This window comes from Streptomyces sp. NPDC057854, assembly GCF_042797055.1.
Lineage (GTDB): Bacteria > Actinomycetota > Actinomycetes > Streptomycetales > Streptomycetaceae > Streptomyces.
Genome location: NZ_JBHVMF010000004.1, coordinates 121960 through 148480, shown reverse-complemented (window position 1 = coordinate 148480; position 26521 = coordinate 121960). Strand labels below are relative to the sequence as shown.

The 26521-nt window shown below is 74.9% G+C and carries 23 protein-coding genes and 1 pseudogene; 5 read left to right on the top strand and 19 right to left on the bottom strand.

Annotated features, from left to right (window positions below; all coding sequences use genetic code 11):
- Both ACFVQZ_RS08620 and ACFVQZ_RS08615 read right to left on the bottom strand, forming a co-directional pair.
- A complete protein-coding gene (locus ACFVQZ_RS08620; protein WP_383620626.1) occupies nt 1-2925 on the bottom strand; it encodes an FAD-binding and (Fe-S)-binding domain-containing protein in 2925 nt (974 codons plus the stop codon).
- Nucleotides 2926-2959: 34 nt separating this feature from the next.
- Entirely contained in the window at nt 2960-3406 is a 447-nt protein-coding gene (locus ACFVQZ_RS08615) for a MarR family winged helix-turn-helix transcriptional regulator (protein ID WP_383620799.1), read from the bottom strand.
- Between the two features lie 152 nt (nt 3407-3558).
- On the opposite strand from ACFVQZ_RS08615, the gene ACFVQZ_RS08610 reads away from it, so the two are divergent.
- From ACFVQZ_RS08610 to ACFVQZ_RS08600, 3 genes are all read left to right on the top strand, one after another.
- Nucleotides 3559-5391, top strand: coding sequence for an ABC transporter ATP-binding protein (locus ACFVQZ_RS08610; RefSeq protein WP_383620625.1), 1833 nt, complete (start codon nt 3559-3561; stop codon nt 5389-5391).
- A 286-nt stretch (nt 5392-5677) separates the two neighbouring features.
- A complete protein-coding gene (gene mltG, locus ACFVQZ_RS08605; protein WP_383620623.1) occupies nt 5678-6529 on the top strand; it encodes an endolytic transglycosylase MltG in 852 nt (283 codons plus the stop codon).
- Between the two features lie 63 nt (nt 6530-6592).
- On the top strand, nt 6593-7045 hold the full coding sequence (locus ACFVQZ_RS08600) for a hypothetical protein (protein WP_321192316.1): 453 nt from the start codon (nt 6593-6595) through the stop codon (nt 7043-7045).
- Here the strand turns inward: ACFVQZ_RS08600 and ACFVQZ_RS08595 are convergent.
- From ACFVQZ_RS08595 to ACFVQZ_RS08570, 6 genes and pseudogenes are all read right to left on the bottom strand, one after another.
- Nucleotides 7035-8111: an NAD(P)-binding domain-containing protein gene (locus ACFVQZ_RS08595; protein ID WP_383620797.1), complete on the bottom strand. Its 1077-nt coding sequence runs from the start codon at nt 8109-8111 to the stop codon at nt 7035-7037. The two genes, ACFVQZ_RS08600 and ACFVQZ_RS08595, sit on opposite strands and share 11 nt — an antisense overlap.
- A 132-nt stretch (nt 8112-8243) precedes the next feature.
- Nucleotides 8244-9422 carry an LLM class flavin-dependent oxidoreductase gene (locus tag ACFVQZ_RS08590; RefSeq protein WP_383620621.1) on the bottom strand — a complete coding sequence of 393 codons (1179 nt, stop codon included), beginning with the start codon at nt 9420-9422 and terminating at the stop codon, nt 8244-8246.
- A 3-nt stretch (nt 9423-9425) separates the two neighbouring features.
- Nucleotides 9426-10463 (bottom strand): ABC transporter substrate-binding protein, encoded by a 1038-nt coding sequence (locus ACFVQZ_RS08585; protein WP_383620620.1) that lies wholly within the window; start codon nt 10461-10463, stop codon nt 9426-9428.
- Nucleotides 10460-11251 carry an ABC transporter ATP-binding protein gene (locus ACFVQZ_RS08580; protein ID WP_383620618.1) on the bottom strand — a complete coding sequence of 264 codons (792 nt, stop codon included), beginning with the start codon at nt 11249-11251 and terminating at the stop codon, nt 10460-10462. The genes ACFVQZ_RS08585 and ACFVQZ_RS08580 overlap by 4 nt, the downstream gene beginning before the upstream one ends.
- A pseudogene (locus ACFVQZ_RS08575) lies at nt 11224-12095 on the bottom strand (ABC transporter permease). Before ACFVQZ_RS08575 ends, ACFVQZ_RS08580 begins: the two are co-directional and overlap by 28 nt.
- Nucleotides 12096-12235: 140 nt before the next feature.
- Nucleotides 12236-12319 carry a putative leader peptide gene (locus ACFVQZ_RS08570; RefSeq protein ID WP_376480063.1) on the bottom strand — a complete coding sequence of 28 codons (84 nt, stop codon included), beginning with the start codon at nt 12317-12319 and terminating at the stop codon, nt 12236-12238.
- 92 nt (nt 12320-12411) lie between these two features.
- On the opposite strand from ACFVQZ_RS08570, the gene ACFVQZ_RS08565 reads away from it, so the two are divergent.
- On the top strand, nt 12412-12834 hold the full coding sequence (locus ACFVQZ_RS08565) for a YjbQ family protein (protein ID WP_383620616.1): 423 nt from the start codon (nt 12412-12414) through the stop codon (nt 12832-12834).
- A 99-nt stretch (nt 12835-12933) separates the two neighbouring features.
- Nucleotides 12934-13950 carry an AraC family transcriptional regulator gene (locus tag ACFVQZ_RS08560; RefSeq protein WP_383620614.1) on the top strand — a complete coding sequence of 339 codons (1017 nt, stop codon included), beginning with the start codon at nt 12934-12936 and terminating at the stop codon, nt 13948-13950.
- 23 nt (nt 13951-13973) lie between these two features.
- Here the strand turns inward: ACFVQZ_RS08560 and ACFVQZ_RS08555 are convergent, their stop codons facing one another.
- The 11 genes from ACFVQZ_RS08555 to ACFVQZ_RS08505 form a co-directional block, all read right to left on the bottom strand.
- Nucleotides 13974-16763: an AAA family ATPase gene (locus ACFVQZ_RS08555; protein WP_383620612.1), complete on the bottom strand. Its 2790-nt coding sequence runs from the start codon at nt 16761-16763 to the stop codon at nt 13974-13976.
- Nucleotides 16764-17018: 255 nt separating this feature from the next.
- Complete coding sequence (locus tag ACFVQZ_RS08550; protein ID WP_383620610.1) at nt 17019-17900, bottom strand: alpha/beta hydrolase; 882 nt, start codon at nt 17898-17900, stop codon at nt 17019-17021.
- A 27-nt stretch (nt 17901-17927) separates the two neighbouring features.
- The gene (locus ACFVQZ_RS08545; RefSeq protein ID WP_383620609.1) at nt 17928-18785 is read right to left on the bottom strand and encodes an alpha/beta fold hydrolase; all 858 of its coding nucleotides are present in this window, start codon (nt 18783-18785) and stop codon (nt 17928-17930) included.
- Nucleotides 18786-18926: 141 nt separating this feature from the next.
- On the bottom strand, nt 18927-19502 hold the full coding sequence (locus ACFVQZ_RS08540; RefSeq protein ID WP_383620607.1) for a Dps family protein: 576 nt from the start codon (nt 19500-19502) through the stop codon (nt 18927-18929).
- Nucleotides 19499-20041 (bottom strand): DoxX family protein, encoded by a 543-nt coding sequence (locus tag ACFVQZ_RS08535; RefSeq protein ID WP_383620605.1) that lies wholly within the window; start codon nt 20039-20041, stop codon nt 19499-19501. The genes ACFVQZ_RS08540 and ACFVQZ_RS08535 overlap by 4 nt, the downstream gene beginning before the upstream one ends.
- A gap of 37 nt (nt 20042-20078) precedes the next feature.
- The gene (locus ACFVQZ_RS08530; protein WP_030492216.1) at nt 20079-20747 is read right to left on the bottom strand and encodes a hydrolase; all 669 of its coding nucleotides are present in this window, start codon (nt 20745-20747) and stop codon (nt 20079-20081) included.
- 182 nt (nt 20748-20929) lie between these two features.
- Nucleotides 20930-22828, bottom strand: coding sequence for an amidohydrolase (locus ACFVQZ_RS08525; RefSeq protein WP_030492215.1), 1899 nt, complete (start codon nt 22826-22828; stop codon nt 20930-20932).
- Between the two features lie 49 nt (nt 22829-22877).
- The gene (locus ACFVQZ_RS08520; protein ID WP_383620602.1) at nt 22878-23291 is read right to left on the bottom strand and encodes an SsgA family sporulation/cell division regulator; all 414 of its coding nucleotides are present in this window, start codon (nt 23289-23291) and stop codon (nt 22878-22880) included.
- A 46-nt stretch (nt 23292-23337) separates the two neighbouring features.
- On the bottom strand, nt 23338-24045 hold the full coding sequence (locus ACFVQZ_RS08515; protein WP_030492213.1) for a GPR1/FUN34/YaaH family transporter: 708 nt from the start codon (nt 24043-24045) through the stop codon (nt 23338-23340).
- Nucleotides 24046-24174: 129 nt separating this feature from the next.
- Entirely contained in the window at nt 24175-25143 is a 969-nt protein-coding gene (locus ACFVQZ_RS08510; protein ID WP_383620599.1) for an alpha/beta hydrolase, read from the bottom strand.
- A 157-nt stretch (nt 25144-25300) separates the two neighbouring features.
- Nucleotides 25301-26272 (bottom strand): alpha/beta hydrolase, encoded by a 972-nt coding sequence (locus ACFVQZ_RS08505; protein WP_030492211.1) that lies wholly within the window; start codon nt 26270-26272, stop codon nt 25301-25303.
- Between the last annotated feature and the right edge of the window lie 249 nt (nt 26273-26521).

The window sequence follows — 26521 nt, the reverse complement described above, 5'->3', positions numbered from 1 at the left end:
TCAGGGGCGGGTGGCCCGTTCCAGGGCGAGGAGGGCGGAGGCGTAACGGCGGCCGGTGGCGCGGTCCATGCCGATCTCGCACATGCGGTTGGCGGAGAGGTGGACGTCGAAGGGGCGGGCGGTGACCTCGGCGGCTTCGCGGGCGGTGGCGGAGGCGGTGAGTTCGGGGTGGAGCATGCCGCGGTCGCCGGCGAAGGCGCAGCAGCCGGCGTCGGCCGGCACGACGACCTCGTCGGCGCAGAACTCGGCGATCTCGGTGAGCCGGTCGGCGTCGCCGAGGTGCCGCATCGAGCAGGTGGGGTGCACCACCGCCGAGCCGGCCCGGCGGCGGGCGTCGAGCCGGGGGAGGAGTTCGTCGGCGGCCCACACCAGCGAGTCGACGACGGTGAGTTCGGCGTGCAGGGCCCGGTTGTCGTCGGTGAGGTGGGGGACGACCTCGTGGGCGATGCCGAGGGTGCAGGAGGAGGCGTCCACGACCAGCGGGAGCCGGCCGCCGGCGGTCCAGCCCCAGGCCGCCTCGACGATCCGGTTGGCCATCAGCGCGTTGCCCTCCGCGTAGCCCTTGGAGTGCCAGATGGTGGCGCAGCAGGTGCCGGCGACGTCGTCGGGGATCCACACCGGGCGGCCGGCGCGGGCCGAGACGGCGACGACGGCCTCGGGAAGCGAGGGGCCGGTGAGGCCGTCGGGGTTGCCGAAGATGCGGTTGACGCAGGCCGGGTAGTAGACGGCGGTGGCCGCCGGGCGGTGGGTGCGGGGCAGCCGGCGGGCCGCCGCGCCGGGGATCTCGGGCAGCCACTCCGGTACGAGGTCGGGCCGGACGGCCTTGCGGGCGAGGCCGGTCATCCGCTCCAGGAGGCCGTCGCCCATCCGGTCGGCGGCGCCGACGGCGAGCCGCGCGGCGCGCTCCACGGTGCGGAAGCGCCGGGCGGCGAGGGCCGCGATCCGCTCCTCGCGGGGGGAGTGCCGGGCGTGCCGGAAGTCCTTCATCAGGGCGCCGGTGTCGATGCCGACGGGGCAGGCCAGTTTGCAGGTGGAGTCGCCGGCGCAGGTGTCGACGGCGTCGTAGCCGTACGCCTCCAGGAGCCGCTGCTCGACGGGGGAGCCGTCGGCCTGCCGCAGCATCTCCCGGCGCAGCACGATCCGCTGGCGCGGGGTGGTCGTCAGGTCCTGGCTGGGGCAGGTCGGTTCGCAGAAGCCGCACTCGATGCAGGGGTCGGCGATCCGTTCGACGGCCGGGATGGTCTTCAGGCCGCGGAGGTGGGCCTGGGGGTCCCGGTCGAGGACGATCCGGGGGGCCAGCACGCGGTCGGGGTCGAGGAGTTCCTTGGTGCGCCACATGAGCGCGGTCGCCTTCGGGCCCCATTCCAGTTCCAGGAAGGGGGCGATGTTGCGGCCGGTGGCGTGTTCGGCCTTGAGGGAGCCGTCGAAGCGTTCGACGGTGAGCTTGCAGAAGTCGTCCATGAAGGAGGCGTACCGGGCGACGTCGGCCGGGTCGGCGGCGTCGAAGGCGAGGAGGAAGTGCAGGTTGCCGTGGGCGGCGTGGCCGGCGACGGCCGCGTCGAAGCCGTGCCGGGCCTGGAGGTCGAGGAGTTCGGCGCACGCCTCGGCGAGCCGGGACGGGGGCACCGCGAAGTCCTCGGTGATCAGGGTCGTGCCGGAGGGGCGGGAGCCGCCGACGGCGGTCACGAACGCCTTGCGGGCCTTCCAGTAGCCGCCGATGACGGCCGGGTCGCGGGTGAAGGCGTTGGTGGCGGAGGGCACCGGGGCGACCAGGTCGAGCCCGGCCAGGACCTCGGCCGCGGCGCGTTCGCGGGCGGCGAGGGCCGGTTCGTCCGGGGCCCGGAACTCGACGAGCAGCGCCGTGGTGTCCTTGGGCAGCTCCGCCCAGTCGGCGGGGACGCCGGGCACGCTGACCGAGGCCCGCAGGGTGTTGCCGTCCATCAGCTCGACGGCGAGCGCCCCGGCCTCGGTGAACAGCGGGACCGCCGCGGCGGCGGCCGGGAGGCCGGGGAAGAAGAGCAGGGCGGTGGAGACCAGCCGGTCGAGCGGGAGGGTGTCGAAGACGATCTCGGAGAGGAAGCCGAGGGTGCCCTGGGAGCCGACCATGAGGCCGCGCAGGATCTGCACCGGGGTGGCGCCGTCGAGGAAGGCGTCGAGCCGGTAGCCGTTGGTGTTCTTGATCTCGTACTTGGCGCGGATCCGGGCGGTGAGGGCGGCGTCGGCCTCGATCTCGGCCTTGAGGGCGAGGAGTCCCGCGCAGAGCCGGGGCTCGGCGCGGGCCAGTTCCTCGTCGGCGGCGGGGTCGGCGGTGTCGACGACGGTGCCGCTCGGGAGGACGAAGGTCAGCGAGGAGACGGTGCGGTAGGAGTTCCGGGTGGTGCCGGCGGTCATGCCGGAGGCGTTGTTGGCGACGACGCCGCCGAGGGTGCAGGCCACCGCGCTGGCCGGGTCCGGGCCGAGCACCCGGCCGTACGGGGCGAGGGCGGCGTTGGCGCGGACGACGGTGGTGCCGGGGCGGATCCGGGCCCGGGCGCCGCCGTCCAGCACTTCGACGCCGGCCCAGTGGCGGCGCACGTCGACGAGGATGTCCTCGCCCTGCGCCTGGCCGTTGAGGCTGGTGCCGGCGGCCCGGAAGACGACTTCGCGCCCCTTGCCGTGGGCGTACGACAGCACGGCCGAGACGTCGTCGACGTCCTCGGCGACGACGACCACCTGCGGCAGGAACCGGTAGGGGCTGGCGTCGGAGGCGTACCGCACCAGGTCGGAGACGCCGGACAGCACCTTCTCCGGTCCGATCAGCGCCGCCAGGTCCTCGCGCAGCCGCCGCGGGGTGCCCCGCGCCTGGAGGTCCGGGACCCGGTCGGGGGCCGGGGTCCGCTTCCGGCCGGGGCGGAGGGCCCGCGGGTTCGGTTCCAGCAGCGGCATGGCACGGCTCCCCTCGGCGCGGGCGCCGGCGGCGTCAGCAGCCGCTCTCCGGGAGGGGCCCGGCGAGGGCGGTCAGCAGGCCTCCGAGCACCTCGCGCTGTTCGGCGGTCAATGGAGCCAGGATGTCCTCTGCGGCGGCCCGGCGCGCGCTGCGCAGCTCCCGCAGCGTGGCGCGGCCCTCGTCGGTGAGCTCGATCCGGATCACCCGCCGGTTGCTCGGATCGGGCACCCGGTGCACCCGCCCGGCCGTCTCCAGGCCGTCGACGAGGCTGGTCACGGCGCGGGGAACCACTTCGAGGCGGGCGGCGAGGTCGGCCATCCGGGGCGGGGTGTCGCCGTAGTGCGCGACCAGGCGCAGCAGCCGTGACTGGGCGGGGGTGATGCCGACCGGCTCCAGGTGGCGCTTCTGGATGCGGTGGAGCCGGCGGGTGAGCCGCAGCAGCTGCTCGGCGAGGAGCCCGTCGGGGTCGGGGGCGGGCAGGGCGGCGGAGGTCATGCGGGAACGATATCAGGAGGAAGCTCATTGTGAACATAGGTAAGAGTGAGCTACAGTCCGAAACGCACCGCCCCGACCGCGCACGCGCCGCGCCGTGCACACCCCCCGCGGTCTGCACGCACCTTTCGAAGGAGCCCATGCGTCCCCACGACGAGTCCACCTGGACACCCCCGCCGCGCGATCCCGCGCAGCCGAAGGAACCCGCCCAGCTGCGGCGCATCCTCGGCCTGTTCCGCCCGTACCGCGCCCGCCTGGCGCTCGTCGGCCTGCTGGTCGCCGCCGCCTCGCTGGTGTCGGTCGCCTCCCCGTTCCTCCTCAAGGAGATCCTGGACACCGCGATCCCCGAGGGGCGCACCGGGCTGCTCAGCCTGCTCGCCCTCGGCATGATCGCCACCGCCGTGCTGACCGGCGTCTTCGGCGTCCTCCAGACCCTGATCTCCACCACCGTCGGCCAGCGCGTCATGCACGACCTGCGCACCGCCGTCTACGGCCGGCTCCAGAAGATGCCGCTGGCCTTCTTCACCCGGACCAGGACCGGCGAGGTCCAGTCCCGGATCGCCAACGACATCGGCGGCATGCAGGCCACCGTCACCTCCACGGCGACCTCCCTGGTCTCCAACCTCACCGCCGTCGTCGCCACCGTGGTCGCCATGCTGGCCCTCGACTGGCGGCTGACCGTCTTCTCGCTGCTGCTGCTCCCCGTCTTCGTGTGGATCAGCCGGCGGGTCGGCGACGAGCGGAAGCGGATCACCGGCCGGCGCCAGAAGCAGATGGCCGCCATGGCCGCGACCGTCACCGAGTCGCTGTCCGTCAGCGGCATCCTGCTCGGCCGGACCATGGGCCGCGCCGACTCGCTCACCGAGTCCTTCGCCCGGGAGTCCGAGCGCCTCGTCGACCTCGAAGTGCGCTCCTCCATGGCCGGACGCTGGCGGATGTCCGTCATCGGGATCGTCATGGCCGCCATGCCCGCCCTGCTGTACTGGGCGGCCGGCTTCGCCGTGCAGGCCGGCGGCGCGCTGTCGCTCGGCACCCTGGTCGCCTTCGTCTCGCTCCAGCAGGGCCTCTTCCGGCCCACGGTGAGCCTGCTCTCCACCGGCGTCCAGATCCAGACGTCGCTCGCGCTCTTCCAGCGCATCTTCGAGTACCTGGACCTCCCGGTGGAGATCACCGAACCCGAGGAGCCCGTCCGTCTGGGCAAGATCCGCGGCGAGATCGGCTTCGAGCGGGTCACCTTCCACTACGACCCCGAGCGCGCGGACCGCCCCACCCTCGACTCCATCGACCTCACGGTCCCGGCCGGCGGCAGCCTCGCCGTCGTCGGCCCGACGGGCTCCGGGAAGTCCACGCTCAGCTACCTGGTGCCGCGGCTGTACGACGTGACCGAGGGCCGGGTCACCCTGGACGGCGTCGACGTGCGCGACCTCGGCTTCGACACGCTCGCCGCCGCGATCGGCGTCGTCTCCCAGGAGACGTACCTCTTCCACGCCTCCGTCGCCGACAACCTGCGCTTCGCCCGGCCGGACGCCTCCGACGAGGAGATCGAGGCCGCGGCGCGGGCCGCGCAGATCCACGACCACATCGCGGCGCTGCCCGACGGGTACGACACCCTCGTCGGCGAGCGCGGCTACCGCTTCTCCGGCGGCGAGAAGCAGCGCCTGGCGATCGCCCGCACGATCCTGCGCGACCCGCCGGTGCTGATCCTCGACGAGGCGACCAGCGCCCTCGACACCCGTACCGAACACGCGGTCCAGCAGGCGATCGACGCCCTCTCCGCCGGCCGCACCACGATCACCATCGCCCACCGCCTCTCCACCGTGCGCGACGCCGACCGGATCGTCGTCCTGGAGGCGGGCCGGATCGCGGAGAGCGGCACCCACGAGGAGCTGATGGCCGCCGACGGTGCGTACGCCGCCCTGGTCCGCCGCGACGAACAGACGAACATGGGAGCGGTTGTTCCCACGAACGCGTGATCGTCCCCGGATTCGTTGCTCAACTCCCGTGCGGCGTCGGATGATTACGGTGCGCAAGCGACGGGCTGCAGACCGCGACTGCGCTGTCCCACGAAACACCTGTACGAGGAGAAGCACCCCATGAACGTCATCACCAACCTGCTCGCCGGCGTCGTCCACTTCCTGGGCTGGCTCGTCTGATCCGAGCGGTTCCCGGCGCCGCCGGTTCCCCGTCCCAGGGGACCGGCGGCGCCGCCATGTGCGCGCGCTCCCGGGAATCCCCGGACCGCCGGGTTACGGTGCGCCCATGCCGTACCGGTACCCCTCCCCGTACGCACCCCGCCGCCAACCCCGGCTCACCCGCCGCGGCCGCCGGGCCGTCCTCGCCGGAGTCCTGCTCGCCCTCGCCGTCGCGACCGCCGTCCCCCTGCTGCTCCTCCTCCCGCGCGACAAGCCCGCCACGCCGCCCGCGCCGCCCACCCTCCTCGTCCCCGAGGGCCGGCGCGCGACACAGGTGTACGAGGCCGTGGACCGCGCCCTCCACCTGCCCGGCGGCACCACCCGCGAGGCCGCCGCCGCCCCCGGCCTCGGACTCCCCGCCGCCGCCGGCGGCAACCCCGAGGGCTACCTCTTCCCCGCCACCTATCCGCTCCCCGACGGCACCACCGCCGAGAGCCTGCTGCGTTCGATGGTGGCCGTCGCCGAACGCCGCTTCGGCACCCCGGCGGTCACCGAGGCCGCCCGGGCCCAGGGGCTCACCGTCCACCAGGCGCTGATCGTCGCGAGCATCGCCCAGGCCGAGGCCGACACCCCCGAGGGCATGGGGAAGGTGGCCCGGGTCGTCCGCAACCGGCTCGCCCGGTCCATGCCGCTCCAGATGGACTCGACCCTCAACTACGCCCTGGACCGCAGCACCGTCGACACCACCCTCGACGACACCAGGATCAGCAGCCCGTACAACACCTACGCCCGCAAGGGCCTCCCGCCCACGCCCATCGGCAACCCCGGCGAGCAGGCCATGACCGCCGCCCTCCACCCGCCGGCCGGCGACTGGCTCTACTTCGTCACCGTGGCCCCCGGCGACACCCGCTTCACCGCGGACTACGCCGTGCACCTCGCGAACGTGGCCGAGTTCAACGAGCGCCGGAAGCAGGAATGAAACGAGTAGGTTATCGACCGGTTTGTACGGTATCGCGAGCCCGTCCGGCTCGTTGGGCAGCGCATGAAGCAGCTCAGACGACGTCGCTGGATCTGGTCACCCATCACCTCCTGGCAGGCCAGACGGCTGGCCCGGGTGACCGGCGCGGACTTCGACGACGCCTGGGTCGAGATCCGGCTGACCACCCATCCGGACGAGCGGCATTTCGCCCTCGCGCACGACGTCCTCACCCAGGTGCTGCTCACCCGGAGCGCGGTCTTCCTGGAGGAGGGGCTGAGGTCGGCGCCGGACCCGGGGACGCGGTGCGTCCCGGAGACCGGACCGCGGTACGCGCGGGGGACCGGGGCGCGGCACGGGCCCGGCGCGGGATCGCGGTACGCCTCCGAGGCGGCGGGACCCGGACACGGCTCCGGGGCCGGGCAGGGGTACGGCTCCGGGCAGGGGTACGCGTCCGGGGCCGGGGTGCGGGCGGCGGACGGGGAGTGGCGGCCGCGCGACGGCTCGCTCAGACCGTGACCGGCTCGCGGACCGGCTCCGCGCCGCGCGCCAGCAGCCGGCGGATCTCGTGGACGGCGGCGCGCCCGGCCCGGTTGGCGCCGATCGTGGACGCCGACGGGCCGTAACCCACCAGGTGGACGCGCTCGTCCGCGACCGCGCGGGTCCCCTCCACCTGGATGCCGCCGCCGGGCGCCCGCAGCCGCAGCGGCGCCAGGTGGTCGATGGCCGGCCGGAAACCGGTCGCCCACAGGATCACGTCCGCGTCGACCGTGCGGCCGTCCGCCCAGACGGCGCCGGTCGGCGTGATCCGCTCGAACATCGGCTGCCGGTCCAGGACGCCGTCGGCGAGGCCCGCGCGGAGGGCGTCGTTCAGCGGCAGTCCCGTCACCGAGACCACGCTGCGGGGCGGCAGGCCCTGCCGGACCCGCTCCTCGACCAGGGCGACGGCCGCGCGTCCCTCGGCCTCGCCGAAGGGGCCCTCGCGGAAGACCGGTTCGCGGCGGGTCACCCAGGTCGTCGCGGCGGCGTACCCGGCGATCTCCAGCAGGTGCTGGGTGGCCGACGCGCCGCCGCCCACCACGATGACCCGCCGGCCGGCGAACGCCTCGGGTCCGGGGTACTGCGCGGTGTGCAGCTGGCGCCCCCGGAAGGTTTCCTGTCCGGGGTAGCGGGGCCAGAAGGGCCGGTCCCAGGTGCCGGTGGCGTTGATCAGCGCCCGGGTCGCGTACACCCCCTCCGAGGTCTCCACCCGCAGCCGCCCGCCCTCGCCCTCCCGTACGGCGGACACGTCGACGGGCCGGTGCACCCGCAGGCCGAACTCCCGCTCGTACGCGTCGAAGTAGGCGCCGATCACCTCGGAGGACGGCCGCGCGGGATCCGCGCCGGTGAGCTCCCGGCCCGGAAGCGCGTGCATGCCGTGGACCTTGCCGTAGGTGAGCGACGGCCAGCGGAACTGCCAGGCGCCGCCTGGGCGGGGCGCGTGGTCGAGGACGACGAAGTCCCGGTCCGGCTCCAGGCCGGTGCGCCGCAGGTGGAAGGCGGCGGAGAGCCCCGCCTGTCCGGCTCCCGCGACCACGACGTCCACGGCCCGGACCGGCCCCGCGCCCGCCGCGCCGACCGCTCCCGCTGCACCCGCTGAATCGTTCACGTTTCTACTAACGGGGGCGGGGGCCGGGATCTTCCCGGCCCCCGCCCCTGCCTCCGTCCCGGTCCCCGGCTAGCGCCCGCCACCGACGCCCGCCGTCACGCCCGCCAGCAGCGGGGATGCCGGCAGGGTGCCCAGCAGGCCGCGCTCCGCGAGCAGCGGGGTGACGCCCTCGCCGAACCAGTACGCCTCCTCCAGGTGCGGGTAGCCGGACAGCACGAAGTGATCCACGCCCAGGTCGTGGTACTCCTCGATGCGGTCGGCCACGTCCGCGTGGCTGCCGACGAGCGCCGTGCCGGCCCCGCCCCGCACCAGCCCCACGCCGGCCCACAGGTTCGGCGCGATCTCCAGCCGGTCCCGGTCCAGCGAGCCGCCCCCGTGCAGGGCCAGCATCCGCTGCTGGCCCACCGACTCGCTGCGGCCCAGCAGCGCCTGGGCCGCAGCCACCGTCTCCGCGTCCAGGTCGGCGAGCAGCCGCTCGGCCGTCGCCCACGCCTCGCGGGAGCTGTCGCGCGAGATGGTGTGCAGCCGGATGCCGAAGCGGACGGTCCGGCCGCGTTCCTCCGCGAGCCGCCGGATCCAGTCGATCTTCTCCTTCACCTGCCACGGCGGCTCGCCCCACGTCAGGTAGACGTCCGCGTGCTCCGCCGCGACCGGTCCGGCCGCCGCCGAGGAACCGCCGAAGAACAGTTCGGGCAGCGGGTCCGGCGGCAGCGCGGTGAGCCCGCCCTCCACCTGGTAGTGCTCGCCCTGGAAGTCGTACGGCCGCCCGCTCCACACGCCCCGCACGACCGACAGGAACTCGGCGGTCCGCGCGTACCGCTGGTCGTGGCCGAGGTGGTCGCCGAACCGCCGCTGCTCGACGGAGTCGCCGCCGGTCACCACGTTGAGCAGCAGCCGGCCGCGGGTGATCCGCTGGTAGGTCGCGGCCATCTGCGCGGCGAGCACCGGGGACAGCACCCCCGGCCGGAACGCCACCAGGAACTTCAGCCGCTCCGTGTGCTGCGCGAGCGCGACCGTCGTCAGCCAGGCGTCCTCGCACCACGTGCCGGTCGGCGTCAGCACCGCCTCGAAGCCGAGCCGCTCGGCCGCCTTGGCGATCTGCGCCAGGTACTCGATGTCGGGGGCGCGGACCCCGGCGACCGCGCCCGCGCGGTTCCGGGTGATCCCGCCGTCGGTGTAGGCGTGCCGGTCGACGAGGGTGCGCCCGTCGCCGCCGGTGGGCAGGAACCAGTGCAGGTGGACCGTCATGGGTCAGTCGTCCTTTCCGTAGGAGCGCGCCGGGGTGGTCGACGGCGGCAGGTCCTTGTCGAAGCGGTTGTCGACGAAGTCGGCGAACCGGAACCGGTTCGGGATGAGGCCGAGCCCGGCGAAGGTGTCGGCGATCTTCTGCTCGGAGGCGATCGCCGCGGCGTCGAGGGCGACCGGGATGCGGGTGCCGTTGCTGCGCTTCACGGCGGCGAGCGCCACCTCGTACGGCAGCCCCGTCTCCTTCGCCCACACCTTCGCCCACTCCTCCGGGTGACCGAACACCCAGTCCTGGGCGCGCCGCAGCCGCTCGACGAAGTCACCGAGGGCCTTCGCCTTCTCCGGGTCGGCGAGCGCGGCGGGCGCGGCGACCTGGAAGCCGAGGCCGTTCACGACCCCGCGCCCGTCGGTGAGCACCCGCCCGGCACCGCTGTGCAGCACCTGGGAGGTGTACGGGTCCCACACCGCCCAGGCGTCGACCTTGCCGCTGGTGAAGGCGGCGAGCGCGTCGGCCGGCTGCACCAGGGTGACCTGGACTTCCCGCAGCGTCAGCCCGGCCTTCTCCAGCGAGCCGATCAGCTGGAAGTGCGCCGAACTGCCCTGCGCCACGGCGACCTTGCGGCCCTTGAGGTCGCGGACGGTGCGCAGCGGCGAGTCCTTGGGGACGAGGATCGCCTCGCCCGCCGCGTCGCCGTGGGTCGCGGCGATCACGGTGATCTTCGAGCCGGCTCCGGCGGCGAAGACGGGCGGGGTGTTACCGACGCCGCCGATGTCGACGGCGCCCGCGTTGACGGCCTCCAGCAGCGGGGGACCGGAGGTGAAGGTGGACCACTTCACCCGGTAGGGCAGGTCGTCGAGTTCGCCCGCGGCACGCAGGACGGCCTCGGCACCGCCCTTCTGGTCGCCGACGTTCAGCACGAGGTCGCCCTTGCCGTCGGTGCTCCCGCCGGCGTCGGCGCCCGAGGCGGGGGAGCAGGCGGTGGCGGCGAGCAGCGCGAGCGGCAGCAGCAGCGCGGCGGTGACGGCGTTCCGGAGGGAGATCATCGGGACTCCTGGGGTTCTGGGACGGGCGTGGGGACGGGGACGAGAGCCGGGGCACGCTCGTCCGCCGGCCGCTCGGACGCGGCCTCCTCGACGCCGAGTTCGGCGAGCAGACGGCCGCGCAGGGCGGCGAAGGCGGGGTCGGCGGGGGAGCGGGGACGGTCGAGGGCGACCGGGGTGTCGTACGCGATGACGCCGTCGCGCATCACCAGCGCCCGGTCCGCCAGCAGCAGCGCCTCGTCCACGTCGTGGGTGACCAGGAGCACCGTGCAGCCGCGCCGCCGCCACAGCTCGGCCACCAGCCGCTGCGCCTTGATCCGGGTCAGCGCGTCGAGCGCGCCGAACGGTTCGTCGAGCAGCAGCAGGTCCGGGTCGCGTACCAGCGCCCGGGCGAGGGAAGCGCGCTGGGCCTCGCCGCCGGAGAGGGTCTTGGGCCACACGTCGGCCCGGTGGGCGAGCCCGACCTCCTCCAGGGCGCGGTCGGCGACCGCACGGTCCGGCCGGCCCGGCAGTCCGAGGAGGACATTGCGCCAGACCCGCTTCCACGGCATCAGCCGGGGTGCCTGGAAGGCGACCGCGCGGCGGCGCGGCACGAGCACGGTGCCGGAGATCTCCCGGTCGAGTCCGGCGAGCACCCGCAGCAGCGTGGACTTCCCGCAGCCGCTGTGCCCGAGCAGCGCGGTGAACTGTCCCGGTTCCAGGGTGAGATCGAGCCCGTCGACGACCGGACGGCCGTCGAAGGAGCGCGTCAGGCCCCGGACGGTCACCGTCCGGTGAAGGTCGGTCGCCATTGCAGCAGCAGCCTTTCGAGAGTACGGACGACGGCGTCGGCGAGCAGGCCGAGGAAGGCGTAGACGACCAGGCAGACGACGATCACGTCGGTGCGGAAGAACTCGCGCGCCTGGTTCATCAGGAAGCCGATCCCGGCGTCGGCGTTGATGGACTCGCCGAAGACGAGGGCCAGCCAGGCGGTGGCGAGCGCGTACCGCAGCCCGGTCATCGCCCCCGGCAGCGCCCCGGGCAGCACGACGTGCCGCACCAGCCCCCACCGCCCGAGCTCAAGCGACTGCCCGGCCTCCACGAGCTGGGCGTCGACGCCGCGGATGCCGGCGTACACGTTCAGATAGAGGTGGAAGGCGGTGCCCAGCGCGATCAGGGCGACCTTCGGCGCCTCGCCGATGCCCAGCCAGATGATCAGCAGCGGGATCAGCCCGACCCACGGCACGGTGCGCAGCATCTGCACGGTGGCGTCGACGAGGTCCTCGCCGAGCCGGGAGAGCCCCGACAGCAGCGCGAGCGCGACCCCGACGGCGCCGCCGATCACCAGTCCGGCGGCCACCCGCCGCAGCGACACCCCCATCGCGGTCGGCAGCGTCCCGTCCGCGACGAGCCCGGCGGCGGACCGCGCGATCGTCCCGGCGAGGCGAGCGTCTCGGGTGCCAGCACCCCCGTCGCACTCGTCACCTGCCACACCAGCAGGAGCAGCAGCGGTCCCACGGCCCGCCGCAGCCAGCGCGGGACGGCGGGGAGGTGGCCGGACCGGCGGGAGGAGGTGAGGGATTCGAGATCCGGAACAGATGATTTAACGGATATGTCCGGCAGGAGTGGAGGCGGGGGCGCGTGACCGACGGCCATGGGGACTCCGGTGGGGGACGACAGCGGGGAAGCGGGTACGCGTCGGCGCCCTCGTCCGCGCACGGCGGGACGGAGGGGCGGAGCGTCAGAACGTCAGGAAGACACCGGCCGGGCAGCGGCCCGGCGGGGAGAAGAAGGCGTCAGCAGCCGCGGGAACAGGTGGCGGAGGCCACCCGCAGCAGGTCGATGTGACCGCGCGTGGTGAGCAGGGCTGTACGCAACATGGCGCGAACGTAGCGACCCACCCCCGACACGGTCAACGCCGTCTCGGAGCGTGGACGCGCGATCCTGCTCCGCGGACGGCAGGATTGACCCCATGTCATCTTCCTTCACCACCCGCGTCATCGAACTCACCACCGGCTCCCGCGAGACGGTCACCGACCTCACCCGCGCCTGCGAGGACTTCCTCACCGAGACGGCGGCCGGCCGCGACGGCCTGCTCAACCTCTTCGTCCCCCACGCCACCGCCGGCCTCGCCGTCCTGGAGACCGGCGCCGGCAGCGACGCCGACCTCCTCGCCACCCTCCACCACCTGCTCCCCGCCGACGACCGCTGGCAGCACCGCCACGGCACCCCCGGCCACGGCCGCGACCACGTCCTCCCCGCCTTCCTCCCGCCCCACGCCACCCTGCCGGTCGTCGCCGGCCGCCTCTCCCTGGGCACCTGGCAGTCGGTCTGCCTGGTCGACACCAACGTCGACAACCCGGAGCGCCGGGTGCGGCTGTCGTTCCTCGGGTGACCGGATGACCGGATGACCGGGTGACCGGTGCGGCGTGCCGCGCGGAAGTTCCCTGAGCCGGACGCCACTTGAGCGGCGGGGCCGGTGTGGGGAGAATCGGTGCGCACGCCCTGGAGCACCGGTGGAGGAACGTTGTTGCTGCTGGACACCGCCGCCCTGCCCCCCGCCGAGCGGCTGGAGGCGTTCCGGCACGGGATGACCAACGAATCGGTGCCCAACCACATCGTCCACGAGAAGGGCCCCGGGGGCGTTCACGCGCGGATGGAGCTCTGGAACGTCGGGGACCTGCCGATGTTCTCCACGTACAACAGCGGCTTCGAGGCCCACCGCACCCCCGCGCACATCCGCAGGCAGCGCAGCAACCCGGTCGTGTCCGTGTCGCTGCAGAACCGGGGGACGGGACGGGCGGAGGTCGCCGGCGAGCGGGTGACCTTCGGGCCCGACGACGTGTGCGTCTTCCACGAGCTCTCGCCCCGCGTCTACGGATGGTCGGGCGACGGCGGCTCCCAGGCCATGGTCTTCGACGTCGAGCGGATCGGCCTGCCGGTGGAGACGGTGGTGCGGGCCTCCCTCCGGCTGCGGGCCAGTCCGCTGCACGACCTGGTCCTGCGTCACCTGCGGGACATGTGGCGGAACCCGGGCCGGCTGGCCCGGGACCCCGGCGCGGCGGCCCTCGCGGGCGCCACCGCCGACCTGGTGCGGGCGCTGCTGGTGTCCGCGGCGCACGACCCGCGGACGCCCGCCGTGCGGGAGGTGATGGACGAGACCCTGCTCACCCGGGTGACGGCCCACGTCCGCCGGCACCACACCGACCCCGGCCTCTGCGCGGACGCCATCGCCGCCGCGCACGGGGTGTCGGTCCGCCACCTCTACCAGGTGCTCCGCGACGCCGGAGTCAGCCTGGAGCAGTGGATCATCTCCGAACGGCTCGCCACCGCCCGGAAGATGCTGGCCTCCCCCGATCACACGGGCCTCGGCATCGCCGCCGTCGCGGCACGCTGCGGCTTCGCCGGCCCGAGCCACTTCGCCCGCCGGTTCCGCGCCGCCTACGACATGTCCCCGCGCGAGTGGCGGCAGCGGGCGCTGCGGGGGGCCGGTGCGCCCCCTGCCGGCTGACCGCGGAGGAGACGGGCCCGTGGTCAGCGCGCGTACGCCTCGCGCACCGCGTGCGCCAGGGCCGCCCGGGACGCCACGTTGACCTTCGGGAAGATCTTGTACAGGTGGGTGCCGACCGTGCGCGGCGACACCTTCAGCTGCTCGGCGATCTGACCGTTGCTCAGACCCGACGCCACGAGCCGCGCGATGCGGAGCTCCTGCGGCGACAGCCGCCACACCTCCGTCGGCCGGGCCCGCGCGAGGACCGTGCCGCCGGCCCGCAGCTCCGCCGCCGCCCTGCGCGCCCACGGTTCCGCCGTGAGCCGGGTGAAGTGCGTGTGCGCGGTCCGCAGATGGGCGCGGGCCTCCTCGGGGCGGTGGGCGAGCCGCAGCCACGTGCCGTGGCGCAGGTGCACGCGCGCCAGCTCGAAGGGCCACGCGTCGGCCCCCGGCACCGCGTAGGCGGCCTCGCTCAGGGCGTGCACGTCCTCGCCGGTGGCCGCCATCGCCTCCGCCGCCGCCAGGACGAAGGCGTGACGGGGCGCGATGCCGGCCATGCCGATCGCGTGGCCGGCCGCGATGTGGCGCAGCGCCTCGGCCCGCCGCCCGGTCCGCACCGCCGCCTCGACCAGGTCGAGGAACACGTGCGGGAAGTGCGGCTCGTCGGCCGGGAACACGCCGGGCGGGGTGAGGGACGACGCCAGCGCGTACGCCGTCTCGTCCTCGCCCGCCGCCAGGGCGCCGACGGCGCGGACGGCGGTGATCCTGCGGAGCACGTACGCCTGGCCGCGCCGCCTCGCCCACGGCTCGATCCGCTCCAGCAGCGCCTCCACCTCCCCCCGCCGGCCCCGCGCCGCGTGGACCGCGGCCCCGGTGAGCCGGAAGAGACGTTCGTGGAAGCCGCAGCCCTGCTCCCGGGCCGTGCGCGCGCCCTGGCGGGAGACCGCGAGGCAGCGGTCCCAGCGGCCCCGCAGATAGTCGTCCCCGCAGGTGGCGAGATTCACGTGTGCCTGGGTCAGGTACGGAGCGCGCTGGACGACGCGGTGCCAGAGCTGGGCGTGCTCGCCCACGCTGTCGAGCGCCGCCGCGATCCACAGCAGCTGCCACGCCTCCCGGACCTCCTCCTCCGGCGTCAGCGCCGCGACCAGCCGCCGCAGGTGCCGCGTTCCGCCGGGGCCCGGTCCGGCCGGCCGGTTCCACAGGTCGGAGCGGAGCCGCGCCACGGGCCCGGAACGGGACAGTTCGGCGCGCAGGGCGTCCCGGAGCGCCGGCTCGCCGGAGAACGCGGCCGTCAGATGGAGCAGGACACGGAGGGTGTCCTCCACGGCGTCCGCCCCCGCCCCCGCCTCCGCCGGCGCGGGCCGGCGATCCGCGAGCAGTGCCGGGAGACGGGCGACGGCCGGGGCGAGGTCGCCGTCGCGCTCGAACCGTACGTAGGCGTCGGTCAGTTCCCACAGGGCGCGGCTCCCGGCGGGGACGCCCTCCGTCCCGGCGTCCGCCAGCAGGCGGGCGGCGACGGCCGGCCGGCCGCCGATGGCCGCGGCGTTGGCGGCGGCCGTGAGCCTCGCGCCGCGCGTCGCCGCGCGGGCGCTCAGCCGGGCGGCGCGCTCCAGGAGCGTCGCGGCCTCGGCGTGCCCGCCGCGCCGGATCGTCCGGCGGGCCACCTCCTCCAGGTGGTCCGCCACGGCGTCGTCGGTGCCCTCGACGGCCCCCGCCAGGTGCGCGGCGCGCCGTTCGTCGTCACGGGGCAGCACGGCGGCCAGGGCGGCGTGGGCGCGGCGCAGGTCGGCGGCGGAGGCCGTACGGATCAGGCAGACGCGGACGAGGGGGTGCAGGAACGTCAGCCGGGCGTGGTGCAGCCGGACCAGACCGGACCTCTCGGCCGCCACCAGCGTCTCCTCCGAGGCCGGCGCTCCGGCGGCTCCGGCCGCCTCGACCGCCAGGCGGACGCTGCGCTCCTCGTGGCCCGCGAGGGCGTGCAGCAGGAGCAGGAACCGGCTGTCCGGCGGCAGCGCGTCCAGCCGGGACGCGAAGTCGGGCACGGCCGGCCGGGCGCCCGGCCGCGCGGCGGCGGGCGCCGGAGCGCGCTCCGTGCGGTCGGCGGGCTCCGGCCGCGCGGGGGTTCCCAGCAGGGCCAGCGGGTTGCCGGCCGCCTCCCGGACCAGCCGGGCCCTGGCCTTCGCCGTGAGGTCGGGACGCCGGCGGCGCAGGACCGCCGCCGCCTCGGCAGGGGTCAGCGGGGCGAGGTCCAGGACCTCGGCGCCGGTGCCGTCCGGAACCGGCGCGCACCCCGTGCGTACGGCACAGACCAGGACGACCGGCGCGGCGGCCAGCCTGCGCTGCACGAAGGCCAGCACGCCGGCGCTCGGCGCGTCCACCCACTGGAGGTCGTCGACGGCCAGCAGCACAGGCTGTTCGTCGGCGGCCCCGCCCAGCAGGGCCAGGGTGGCGGCGGCGACGGCCGGGCCCCCGGCACGCGGGTCCGCCGCCCCCGGGGCCAGCGCCCCTTCCAGGCAGCGGCGCTGCGCGGCGGTCAGCACGTCGTGCCGGCCCAGCAGGGGCCGGACCAGCCGGCCCAGGACACCGAAGGCGGCGCCCGGCTCCTGCGCGGTGCCGGACGCCCGCAGGACGCGCATCCCGTGGTCGGCGGCGAAGGCGGCCGCCTGGTCCAGCAGCGTGGTCCTGCCGATGCCGGCCTCTCCGCGCAGCCACAGCGCCCGCCCGCCCGTCGGCGCCGCGAGCAGGGCGCTCCGCAGGACCGCCCAGGGGGCGTCCCGCCCCGCCGGCGGCGTACCGGGCGGGGAGGGTGCTCCCGCCGTGCCGTCGGATGTCATCGTGCCGCTCCCCGTACCGTGCATGAGCCGACCGGCGGGGGCGCGGCCCCCGCCACGGTTCCGACGCTAGGACGCGGGAGGGGCGGGACCGGCGGCCGTGCACGCACAGGCCGAAGCCGTGCAGCCACAGGCCAGAACAGGCCGTTGCCGAGGCGGGCTTCGCACCCGGACGCGTACCCGCAGAACGCACAGCGGCCGGTCCGGGACGCGAGGTCCGGACCGGCCGCTCGGAGGGGCGCGGGGATCAGCCGGGGGTCAGGCCGCGTCTCCCGATGCCGGGTCGACGTGACGGCTGAGGAAGGCGAGGGCCGTGTCGGCGACCTCGCGCCATCCGCTGTCGATGGTGAGGGCGTGCCCCCGGCCCGGGATCTCCTGGATCTCCGTGACCGCGTACTCGTTGCGCACCTGCTTCTTGTACGAGGCGTGGGCGATGGCCCACGGCACGGTGTTGTCCTTCTCCCCGGACAGGATGAGGAGGGGGCCGCGGTCGGGGTTCAGGGTGTCCACCTTGACCTCGGTCCAGGGGTTGACGTTCGCGACCGCCGCCTGGAACAGCGGCTCGCCCGGCGCCGGCACGGCGAAGGTCTCGTACAGCTCGCGCGCCTCCTCCTCGCCGACGGCGTTGGCGAAGGAGTACCGGAACTGCTCGTAGGTGAGGGGCACGGCCCGGTGGTAGTTGGCAGGGTTGCCGAGCACCACGCTCGCCGCGCGCAGCGACGACAGCGGCAGCGGCAGCACGCCCCGGAACGGGGCGGGGTCGATGGCGACGGAGGCCCGGGACAGCCCGCGGCCCGCGATGATCTGCGTGATCAGGCCGCCGAAGGAGTGCCCGACCACCACCGGCCTGCGGTCGAGCTTGCGCACGAGGTCGCAGAAGTGGTCGGCGACCTGGCCGACGCTCTTGCCGGCGAAGACCTCGGGGTGGGCGTGGGCCTCCTCGACCGTCTCGGGGTCGTCGGGCCAGCCCGGCAGCACCGGGACGAAGCCGGCGGCGTCGAAGACCGCCGCCCACCGCTCCCAGCTGGTGGGCAGGAGCCAGAGGCCGTGGACGAAGACCACGGGGATCCGGCCGTCGGCGTTGGCCCGTTCGACCTGGGCCAGGTCGCGGGCGTAGGAGTTCTCGGAGGGAAGAGACACGGTCAGTCCTTCGGGAGTGGGGCGCCGTCAGCGCCGGACGGCGTCGGTGGCCGAGCGGATCAGCGAGGTCACGGCCTGGGGGAAGCTGTGGAGGGGCAGGTGCGAGCTGGGCACCTCGACCGTGTGCGACCCCGCGCGCCGGGCCTGGAAGCGCTGGAGCTCCGGCGGGATGCCGTGGTCCTCGCCGGCGACCAGCGTCCAGGACGGCAGGGTGCGCCAGGCCGCCGCCGTCGCCTGGTCGCCGAAGGCGGTGGCGCTCAGCGGACGCTGGACGGCGGCCAGGACGCGCGCGGTGTCGCGCCGCACGTCCTGGGCGAACACCTGGTGGAACGACTCGGTCCGGATGTACAGGTCGAGGCCGGGCGAGCCGTCGGGCGCGGGCGCGGGCACCTGGGTGAGCGCCGCCGCCAGCTGCGAGCCGGGGAACCGCGACGACAGCTCGCCCAGCACCTCGCCCGCGTCGGGCATGAACGCCGCGACGTAGACGAGCGCCCGGACGCCCGGGGTGCGCGCGGCGGCCTGGGTGATCACCGCGCCGCCGTAGGAGTGGCCCGCCAGGACGACGGGGCCCTCGACGCCCGCCAGGAAGGCCGTGAGGTGGGCCGCGTCGTGGTGGAGTCCGCGCAGCGGGTTGGCGGGGGCCAGCACCCGGTGGCCGCGGTCCTGGAGCCGTTCGATGACGGGCGACCAGCTGGACGCGTCGGCGAACGCGCCGTGGACCAGGACGATCGTGGGCCGGGACCCGCCGGAGGGGGCGTGGTCCCGGGCGGCGGCCGGGGCCGCGGCGGCGGCTGCGACGCCGAGCGAGGCGACCGTGGCGGCACCGGCCCTGAGCGCCGTACGCCGCGAAAGGCCTTTCGCGGACAGGGACTGAGGGTGTGACATGCGTCTGCGCTTTCTGGGCGGGGTCTCGTGACGGGCGGTTCGCGTGAGGGGCGGGTTCGCGTGAGGGACGGGGTCTCGTGCGGGACGGGTTCTGGTGAGGGACGGGTTCTGGTGAGGGGCGGGGCGAAGAGGGAACGCCGTTCAGGCGCGGGTCAGAGGGGTGTCGACCAGGTGCTCGCCGAGGAACCAGGTGTGGGTCTCGCCGGTCCGGATGACCTCGGAGACGATCAGGTCCTCGCTGCCCGCGTCGCCCAGGTCCGCCACCCGGCGCGCCGCGTCCCGCGCGTCGAGGAGGATCGTCTCGTGGGCCTCCAGGAGGCGCGCGAGCATGCCGGGCACCGGCTCCACGCCGTCGGGCGGGCGGGGGACGCGGGTCATCTCGGCGGCGTGCCGGGGGTCCCCCACCGCGACGCCGCCGAGGCTCTGCACACGCTCGGCGAGCAGATCGGTGATCGCCAGATGCTGCTCCGCCTGCCGGTCCAGCAGCAGGTGCAGCTGGTGGAAGGTCGGGCCGCGCATGAGCCAGTGGTGCTTCTTGTACAGCGCGTACAGCATCTGGGTGTCGGCCAGCAGGAGGTTGAGGCGCCGGCAGGAGTACAGCCGGGCGTCGCGGGAGAGGCCGACGCCCACGTGCCGCACGGTGCCGAACTCCTGCAACTGCCCGTCCTTCCGGCTCTGGTGCGGGGCCGGGGCGTCGAGGGACGGGGGAGCCGTCATGTTCCACTCCGGATGTCTGAGGGGCGGGTACGGGGCCGGGAGCCGGCCCCCGGGGGTGCGGGGCGGTGCAGCAGCGCGCGGACGGCCAGGCCGCTGCCCACCCCGCCGGCCACGGCGACGAGGCACCACCAGGGGGACCAGGGCGCCAGGCCCAGGGCCGCGTCCGCGGACCAGCGGCCCGGACCGGTGAGGGTGAGGACCGCGGGCAGGACCATGAGGACCAGCGGGTACTCGTAGCCGTCGTTCTGGACCCACAGCCCGTGCGGCAGCTTCACCGTCAGGGCCACGGTCATCACGCCGACGACACCGGTCGCGGCCAGCGGGGTCAGGGCGCCGGCTGCGAGCAGCAGCCCCGCCCCGATCTGGGAGCCGCCCGCGGCGACGGCCGTCAGCGCGCCGCCGCGGAAGCCGTCGCCCCGGAACTCCGCGGCACCGCCCGCCAGCCCCTTGCCGCCGAGCCGGAAGCTCACCTTCTGCACTCCGTGCCCGGCGACCAGGAGGCCGACGAGAAGCCGCAGGACCAGCAGACCGATGTCCATCGTCGTGCTCCAGGGATCGTGACGGTCGGACGCGGGATCAGCCGGCGGCGTGCGGGTCGATCATGGACTGGGCGTAGACGACCCCCATGCCGTAGGCGCCGCCGTGCTCCTTCACCACGTCGAGCGTCTGGCTGTACGTCTCGCCGCGCGCCCAGTCGCGCTGGAGCTCCAGCAGCACCTGGAGCCAGGTGACCGGGACGGCGCCGGCCGCGGTCATGCGCTGCATGGCGTGCTCGTGGGCCTCGGGCGTGACGCCGGCGGAGGCGTCGGCGACCACGTACACCTCGTAGCCCTGGCTGAGGGCGGAGAGGGCGGGCAGGACGAGGCAGACCTCGGTCCACAGCCCGGAGAGGATGATCTTGCTGCGGCCGGTGGCCTTGACCGCCTCGACGAGCGCCGGGTCCTCCCAGGCGTTCATCGTGGTGCGGTCCACGACCTCGTGCTTGGGGAAGACCTCGCGCAGCTGCGGCAGGAGCGGGCCGGAGAACGACTCGGCGGCCACGGTGGACAGCACGACGGGGACGTCGAAGACGGTGGCCGCCTTGGCGAGGCCGACGGTGGCGTTGATGACCCCGGCCCGGTCGGAGCTGGCCGCGCCGAAGAACATCTGCGGCTGGTGGTCCACGAACAGCATCATCGCGTTGTCGGGGGTGAGCAGGTCGGGGCTGGGGGCGGCCGTGACCTTGGCGGAGTCGAACGTGGTCATGACGGTTCCTTTCGGGAAGGGAGGGTGAGGGAAAACGGCTGACGTAACGTCAATTGACTTGCTGTGCTGCGTTGTTCATGATCCGACGGTAGGACGGTGACGGTCCCCGGGGCTTTGCTCAGGGTGGCCGGGGCTGTTCTCTCCCTGCATGGCTCGTCGGCCGCGAAGCCCGTGCGGGTCGGTCAGAGGACGAAGCAGGGATCGAAGACCCGGGGGTCGCTCTCGGGGGCGAAGCCGCGGGCGGCGCGCCACTGGCGGTGCCGCTCCGACTCCGCCACCGCCTCCGCCAGACGGTCGGCCTGGCGCGCCCCGGTGACCCCGGGCGGCGGGGACGCCTGGTAGCCGCCGAAGTGGGCCACCGGGCTCCACGAGGGACTGACGGGCGGGATCGCCTCGTCCAGGCCCTCGTACTCCGCCGCCGCGTGGACCAGCCGGCCGCCGACGACGGTGAGGACCGACTCGATGTGCGGGATGTCGGCCTCGTGGACGGCGAAGTAGTCGTGCGACAGGACCGCGAAGTCCGCCAGGAAACCCTCCCGCAGCAGGCCCTTCACCCCGTCCTCGCCCGTCATCCGGGCGCCGCCGACCGTGTACAGCTCCAGCGCCTTCTCCCGCGACACCAGCCGGTCCGGCGGGTACAGGCGCAGGTCGCCCACGGTGCGTCCGGTGACGAGCCAGTGCAGCGCCACCCACGGGTTGTACGACGAGACCCGCGTCGCGTCCGTGCCCGCCGCCACCGGCAGGCCGCGCTCCAGCATCTCCGTGACCGGCGGCGTACGGGCGGCCGCCTCGGCGCCGTACCGGTCGGCGAAGGCCCGGCCCTGGAAGGACATGCGGTTCTGCACGCCGATCGAGCCGCCCAGCGCCGCGATCCGCTCCAGGCTCCGCGCGGACACCGTCTCGGCGTGGTCGAAGAGCCACCGGTTGCCGGACGGGAAGAGGCCGTCGGCCGCCAGCTTCTCGAAGACCGCCAGGTCCCGGCTGATCGTCTCGTCGTAGGTGGCGTGCAGCCGGAAGCCCCAGCCGTTCTCCATCAGGAGCCGGACGGCCTTCTCGAACTCCGCCTCGTAGCCGGCGGCGAGCTCGGGCCGGGGTTCGGAGAAGTTCTCGAAGTCGGCCGCCGCCCAGGTCAGGTTCTCCCCGGCGCCGTTCAGCCGCAGCCACTCGTCGCCCTCGTCCGGGCGCACGGTCGCGATCCACCGCCGCAGGTCGTCCAGTTCCTGGCCGGCGGTCTGCGGGAAGAGGTGGTACGCGATCCGCAGCGAGAGCTGTCCGGCGCGGGCCAGTTCGGTGACGGTCCGGTAGTTCTCCGGGAAGCTCTGGAACCCGCCGGCCGCGTCGACGGCGGAGGTGAGGCCGAACCGGTTGAGTTCCCGCAGGAAGTGCCGGGTGGACGTCTTCCGGTCCTCCTCGCCCAGCGTGGGCGCCGCCGCGAGCGTCGAGTAGAGGACGAGCGCGCCGGGCGCGGCGAGCAGCACCCCCGTCGGTTCCCCGTCCCGGCCGCGCACGATCTGCCCGCCCCGGGGGTCGGGCGTGTCGCGGGTGTAGCCGGCGGCACGTACGGCGGCGCGGTTCATCAGGGCGGACTGGTACAGGTGCAGGACGAAGACGGGGGTGTCCGGGGCGGCGGCGTTCAGTTCCGCCACCGTCGGCATCCGCCGCTCGGCGAACTGGTCGGCCGTCCAGCCGCCGACCACCCGTATCCACTGGCCCTTCGGGGTGCGGCCGGCCTGCTCGCGCAGCATGGCCAGCGCCTGCCGCAGCGAGGGGACGCCGTCCCAGCGCAGCTCCAGGACGTAGTTGAGTCCGCCCCGGATCACGTGCAGGTGCGAGTCGTTGAGGCCGGGGACGATCCGGCGGCCCAGCGCGTCGACGACGCGTGTCCGCCGTCCCACGTGCCGCGCGACCGCCGCCTCGTCACCGACGGCGGTGATCCTGCCGTCGCGGACCGCGAGGGCCGTCGCGGCCGGCCGCTGCGGATCGCCGGTGTGGACCTTGGCGTTGCGGACGACGAGGTCGGCGGCGTCGCCGTCGTCCAGGTCGGGAAAGGGGGTGACGCCGCTGACCGGCATCGTCGTCATGGCGGGACCTCTCGTGGTCGGTGAGGGAAGAAAGGGGGGCCGGGCAGGGCTAGACGCGCCCGAGGATGGTGAGGAGCGTCCGGTCGAGTGCGGTCCGGATCCGCGCGGCGGCCTGAGGGGACGGGGTCTCGGTCAGGGACAGGAAGGAGCGCAGGGCGTCCGTGCGGAAGCGGGCCACGCAGGAGCCGTACAGGGAGACCAGCTCGACGTCCGTCTCGCCCGGGCCGCCGGGACGCACCCGGACGTCGCCGTCGCCCACAGCTGCGGCGACCCCCTCCTCCAGCAGGCTCCGGGCGAAGACCCAGGTCGCCGCCGTGTGCTCGTCCATGCCGTCGGCGGGGGCGAAGTCGAGGCGCACGGCGAGCGGGTCGCCCGGGTCGTGGCGTATCCCCACCACCAGCCGGACCGCGCCGTGGTCCGGCGACGACACCTTCGCCGTGACGAGCTGCTGCACGGGCCGCACGGAGACTCCTCGGGGCAGGTCCGGGTACGGGACGACGGGAGGCGCCTCAGAGCGTGCGGCGGACACCCGCGGCGCGTTCGAGGTTGCGCAACTGGACGGAGAGGTCGCCCTCGACGGCGTGGTGCGCCGGGCCGCTGCGGCCGATCGGCAGGACCTGCTCGCCCCGCATGTCCTCCAGCATCAGCGCAAAGGCCGCGTACAGGGCGGCGGAGGCCAGGACCAGGGCGAGGACGCCGGAGACGGTGCCCAGCCAGGCGGCGCCGGACAGGTTGAAGGCGGCGGCCGCGGCGAACCGGGGGACGGCCGCGCACAGGACGAGCCACAGGGCACGCTTGGCCCGCGCCACGCTCGCCATCAGACCGGCGAACACGGCGAAGGCGAGGTTCAGCACGCCCAGCACCTCCGCGCCGCCCGGCGGATCGAAGGCCAGGACCAGGGAGGTCGCCAGCCACGTCCCCGAGAAGCAGGCCATCAGCGTGGCCGCGAGCACGTCCCGGGCGGCGAACGCGAGGACGCCCACGAGAAGCTGGAGCACGAAGGCCGGCAGGACGGTGAAGGCGACGGCCCGGCCCGCGTCCTCCTCGAACACGCCGAGCTGGAAGCAGCCGGCGACGACCGAGGCGATGGCCACGGCGTAGAAGCCGAGGGGCATCGGTGACGCGATCGGCCGGAGGTTGATGCGGGTCATGCTCCGCAGATCGGGTTCGTGGTGCCGGCCGCCGTGGAGGGGCGCCGGGCTGTCGGGGGTGTCCATGGACGGCCTGCCTGCGGGCTCGGAGGGGAAACGGGAGGGACGGGGCACGCGCGCCTGCCGGAACGGCGTGCCCCCGGGGGTGTTCGTCCGCGCGGGTTCCGGTGTTCCGGGCGTCGGCGCGCGGGGCGGTCAGGGCCGGGCGAGGGCGGTGCGGAGGGTGGACACGGCGAGGGCGACGGCGGACCGGGCGGCGTAGGTGTCCCGCAGCGCGTCGAGCATGACGAAGTCGTGGATGATGCCCTGGTAGCGCACGGCGGTCACCGGCACGCCGGCGGCACGCAGCTTGTTCGCGTACGCCTCGCCCTCGTCGCGCAGGACGTCGGCCTCGGCGGTGATGACCAGGGCGGGCGGCAGGCCCGTCAACTGCTCGGTGGTGGCGCGCAGCGGCGAGGCCGTGATCTGGGCGCGCTCGGCCTCGTCGGTCGTGTACTGGTCCCAGAACCACTGCATGCCGTCGCGGCGCAGGAAGTAGCCCTCGGCGAACTGGTGGTAGGAGGCGGTGTCGAAGGACGCGTCGGTGACCGGGTAGAACAGCACCTGCTGGAGCAGCGGGACGCCGCCGCGCTCCTTGGCCATCAGGGTGAGCGCGGCGCTCATGTTGCCGCCGACGGAGTCGCCGGCGACCGCCATGCGGGCGCCGTCCAGGCCCTTCGCCGCGCCGTCGGTCACGACCCAGCGGGCGACGGCCCAGTTCTGCTCGACGGCCACCGGGTAGCGGTGCTCCGGCGACAGGTCGTACTCCGGGAAGACGACGGCGGCGCCGGTCCCGACGGCCAGCTCCCGCACCAGCCGGTCGTGGGTGTGGGCGTTGCCGAACACCCAGCCGGCGCCGTGGATGTAGAGGATGACGGGCAGGTCGCCCCGGACGCCGGCGGGGCGCACGACGCGCGCCCGCACGGTGCCGCTGGAGGCGACGGGGACGGTGACCCACTCCTCGTCGACCTCGGGCTTGTCCACCGGACCGGCCTGGACGTCGTCGACCGCCTTGCGGCCGTCCGCCACGGGGATCTGGAAGAGGTACGGCGGCTGGGCGGTGGCCTCGGCGAAGGCCGCCGCGGCCGGCTCCAGGACAGGGGCGGCAGGGGGGAACTCGTGCATGGCGAAACCCGTTTCATGAGGGGCGGAGGACGTTCGGAGCGCCGCCGCGAGGCGGCACACCGGGACGTTATGTCCCCCGGCGCGGCGGTGGGCGGCGCCCCGTGCACAGGGCTTGCCCGAGGGTGCACCACCTCCCGCCGCCTCTCCTGACGGGCCGTCACCAGCCGCGGTGCAGCGCGACGTGGAGGACGTCCACGGCCTGCGTCCGGGCGGCCCGGCCCGCGTCGCTGTCCCGCAGCGCGTCGAACAGGACGAACCCGTGGATCGTGCCGTGATAGCGCACGGAGACGACGGAGACGCCCGCCGCCCGCAGCTTCGCCGCGTACGCCTCGCCCTCGTCGCGCACCACGTCCGCCTCCGCCGTCAGGACCAGCGCCGGCGGCAGCCCCCGCAGCTCGTCCGGGGTGGCCAGCAGCGGCGACGCGGTGATCTCCCGGCGCCGCGCCGCGTCCGGGACGTAACTCCGCCATAAGCTCCGCATGACGGCGCCGCCGAGGAAGTAGCCCTCGGCGAAGTGCCGGTAGGACGGCGACTCCCCGGTGGCGTCCGTGACGGGGCAGACCAGGACCTGGTGCACGAGGGACACGCCGCCGCGCTCCTTGGCGACCAGCGTCAGGGCGGCGGCCAGATTGGCCCCCGCCGAGACGCCGGCCACGGCGATGCGGCAGCCGTCGAGACGCCAGTCCGCGCCGTGCTCCGCGATCCAGCGGGCCACGGTGTAGCACTGCTCGACGGCCACCGGATAGCGGGCCGCCGGCGGGCGGTCGTACTCGGGCACGACGACCGCCGCGTCCGCCCCCAGCACCAGGTCCTCCAGCAGCCGCTGGTGCGCGGTGGCCGTCGTGTGGGTCCAGCCCAGGCCGTGCAGATAGAGCACCACCGGAAGCAGCCCGTCGCTGCCGGCCGGACGCAGGATCCGCACCCGGATCCGGTCCCCGTCGCAGCCGGGCAGCGCCAGCCACTCCTCCTCGACGTCCGGCGCCGTGTCCGCCTCCCCGAGCAGCGCGGCCGGCGCCTCGCCGGAGGGCACCGGTCCCGCTCCGCCCGGCACGCCCGGACACGCGTGGGCCTCGGCGAAGGCCCGGGCCAGGGGTTCGAGGACCGGCGGCGGTCCAGCGGCATGTTCCACGACACCCTCCCGCGCGTGGGCGCGATCCCGGGACGGACGACAGGTCCCGGGACGGACGGAAGACAACGGACGGATCCTTCGGGCCCGGCCCGCTCCGGGCAGGGGCAGGAGTGACGGCAGTGGCAGCGGCGGCCGGGGCGACGCCCCCAGCCTACGGACCGGCACGGCCCCGGCCGCCCCTCCCCGCCGCCCGGACGTGCCCGTCCGCGCACACCTCTTGTCCCGGGGCGCCGGAGGGCTCCCGCGCAA

Excerpts from the sequence above, each read along its gene's own strand:
- ACFVQZ_RS08620 (WP_383620626.1), bottom strand. The coding sequence starts at position 2,925 with ATGCCGCTGCTGGAACCGAACCCGCGGGCCCTCCGCCCCGGCCGGAAG.
- ACFVQZ_RS08610 (WP_383620625.1), top strand. The coding sequence starts at position 3,559 with ATGCGTCCCCACGACGAGTCCACCTGGACACCCCCGCCGCGCGATCCC.
- mltG (WP_383620623.1), top strand. The coding sequence starts at position 5,678 with ATGCCGTACCGGTACCCCTCCCCGTACGCACCCCGCCGCCAACCCCGG.
- ACFVQZ_RS08600 (WP_321192316.1), top strand. The coding sequence starts at position 6,593 with ATGAAGCAGCTCAGACGACGTCGCTGGATCTGGTCACCCATCACCTCC.
- ACFVQZ_RS08590 (WP_383620621.1), bottom strand. The coding sequence starts at position 9,422 with ATGACGGTCCACCTGCACTGGTTCCTGCCCACCGGCGGCGACGGGCGC.
- ACFVQZ_RS08585 (WP_383620620.1), bottom strand. The coding sequence starts at position 10,463 with ATGATCTCCCTCCGGAACGCCGTCACCGCCGCGCTGCTGCTGCCGCTC.
- ACFVQZ_RS08580 (WP_383620618.1), bottom strand. The coding sequence starts at position 11,251 with ATGGCGACCGACCTTCACCGGACGGTGACCGTCCGGGGCCTGACGCGC.
- ACFVQZ_RS08570 (WP_376480063.1), bottom strand. The coding sequence starts at position 12,319 with ATGTTGCGTACAGCCCTGCTCACCACGCGCGGTCACATCGACCTGCTG.
- ACFVQZ_RS08565 (WP_383620616.1), top strand. The coding sequence starts at position 12,412 with ATGTCATCTTCCTTCACCACCCGCGTCATCGAACTCACCACCGGCTCC.
- ACFVQZ_RS08555 (WP_383620612.1), bottom strand. The coding sequence starts at position 16,763 with ATGACATCCGACGGCACGGCGGGAGCACCCTCCCCGCCCGGTACGCCG.
- ACFVQZ_RS08545 (WP_383620609.1), bottom strand. The coding sequence starts at position 18,785 with ATGTCACACCCTCAGTCCCTGTCCGCGAAAGGCCTTTCGCGGCGTACG.
- ACFVQZ_RS08540 (WP_383620607.1), bottom strand. The coding sequence starts at position 19,502 with ATGACGGCTCCCCCGTCCCTCGACGCCCCGGCCCCGCACCAGAGCCGG.
- ACFVQZ_RS08535 (WP_383620605.1), bottom strand. The coding sequence starts at position 20,041 with ATGGACATCGGTCTGCTGGTCCTGCGGCTTCTCGTCGGCCTCCTGGTC.
- ACFVQZ_RS08530 (WP_030492216.1), bottom strand. The coding sequence starts at position 20,747 with ATGACCACGTTCGACTCCGCCAAGGTCACGGCCGCCCCCAGCCCCGAC.
- ACFVQZ_RS08525 (WP_030492215.1), bottom strand. The coding sequence starts at position 22,828 with ATGACGACGATGCCGGTCAGCGGCGTCACCCCCTTTCCCGACCTGGAC.
- ACFVQZ_RS08515 (WP_030492213.1), bottom strand. The coding sequence starts at position 24,045 with ATGGACACCCCCGACAGCCCGGCGCCCCTCCACGGCGGCCGGCACCAC.
- ACFVQZ_RS08510 (WP_383620599.1), bottom strand. The coding sequence starts at position 25,143 with ATGCACGAGTTCCCCCCTGCCGCCCCTGTCCTGGAGCCGGCCGCGGCG.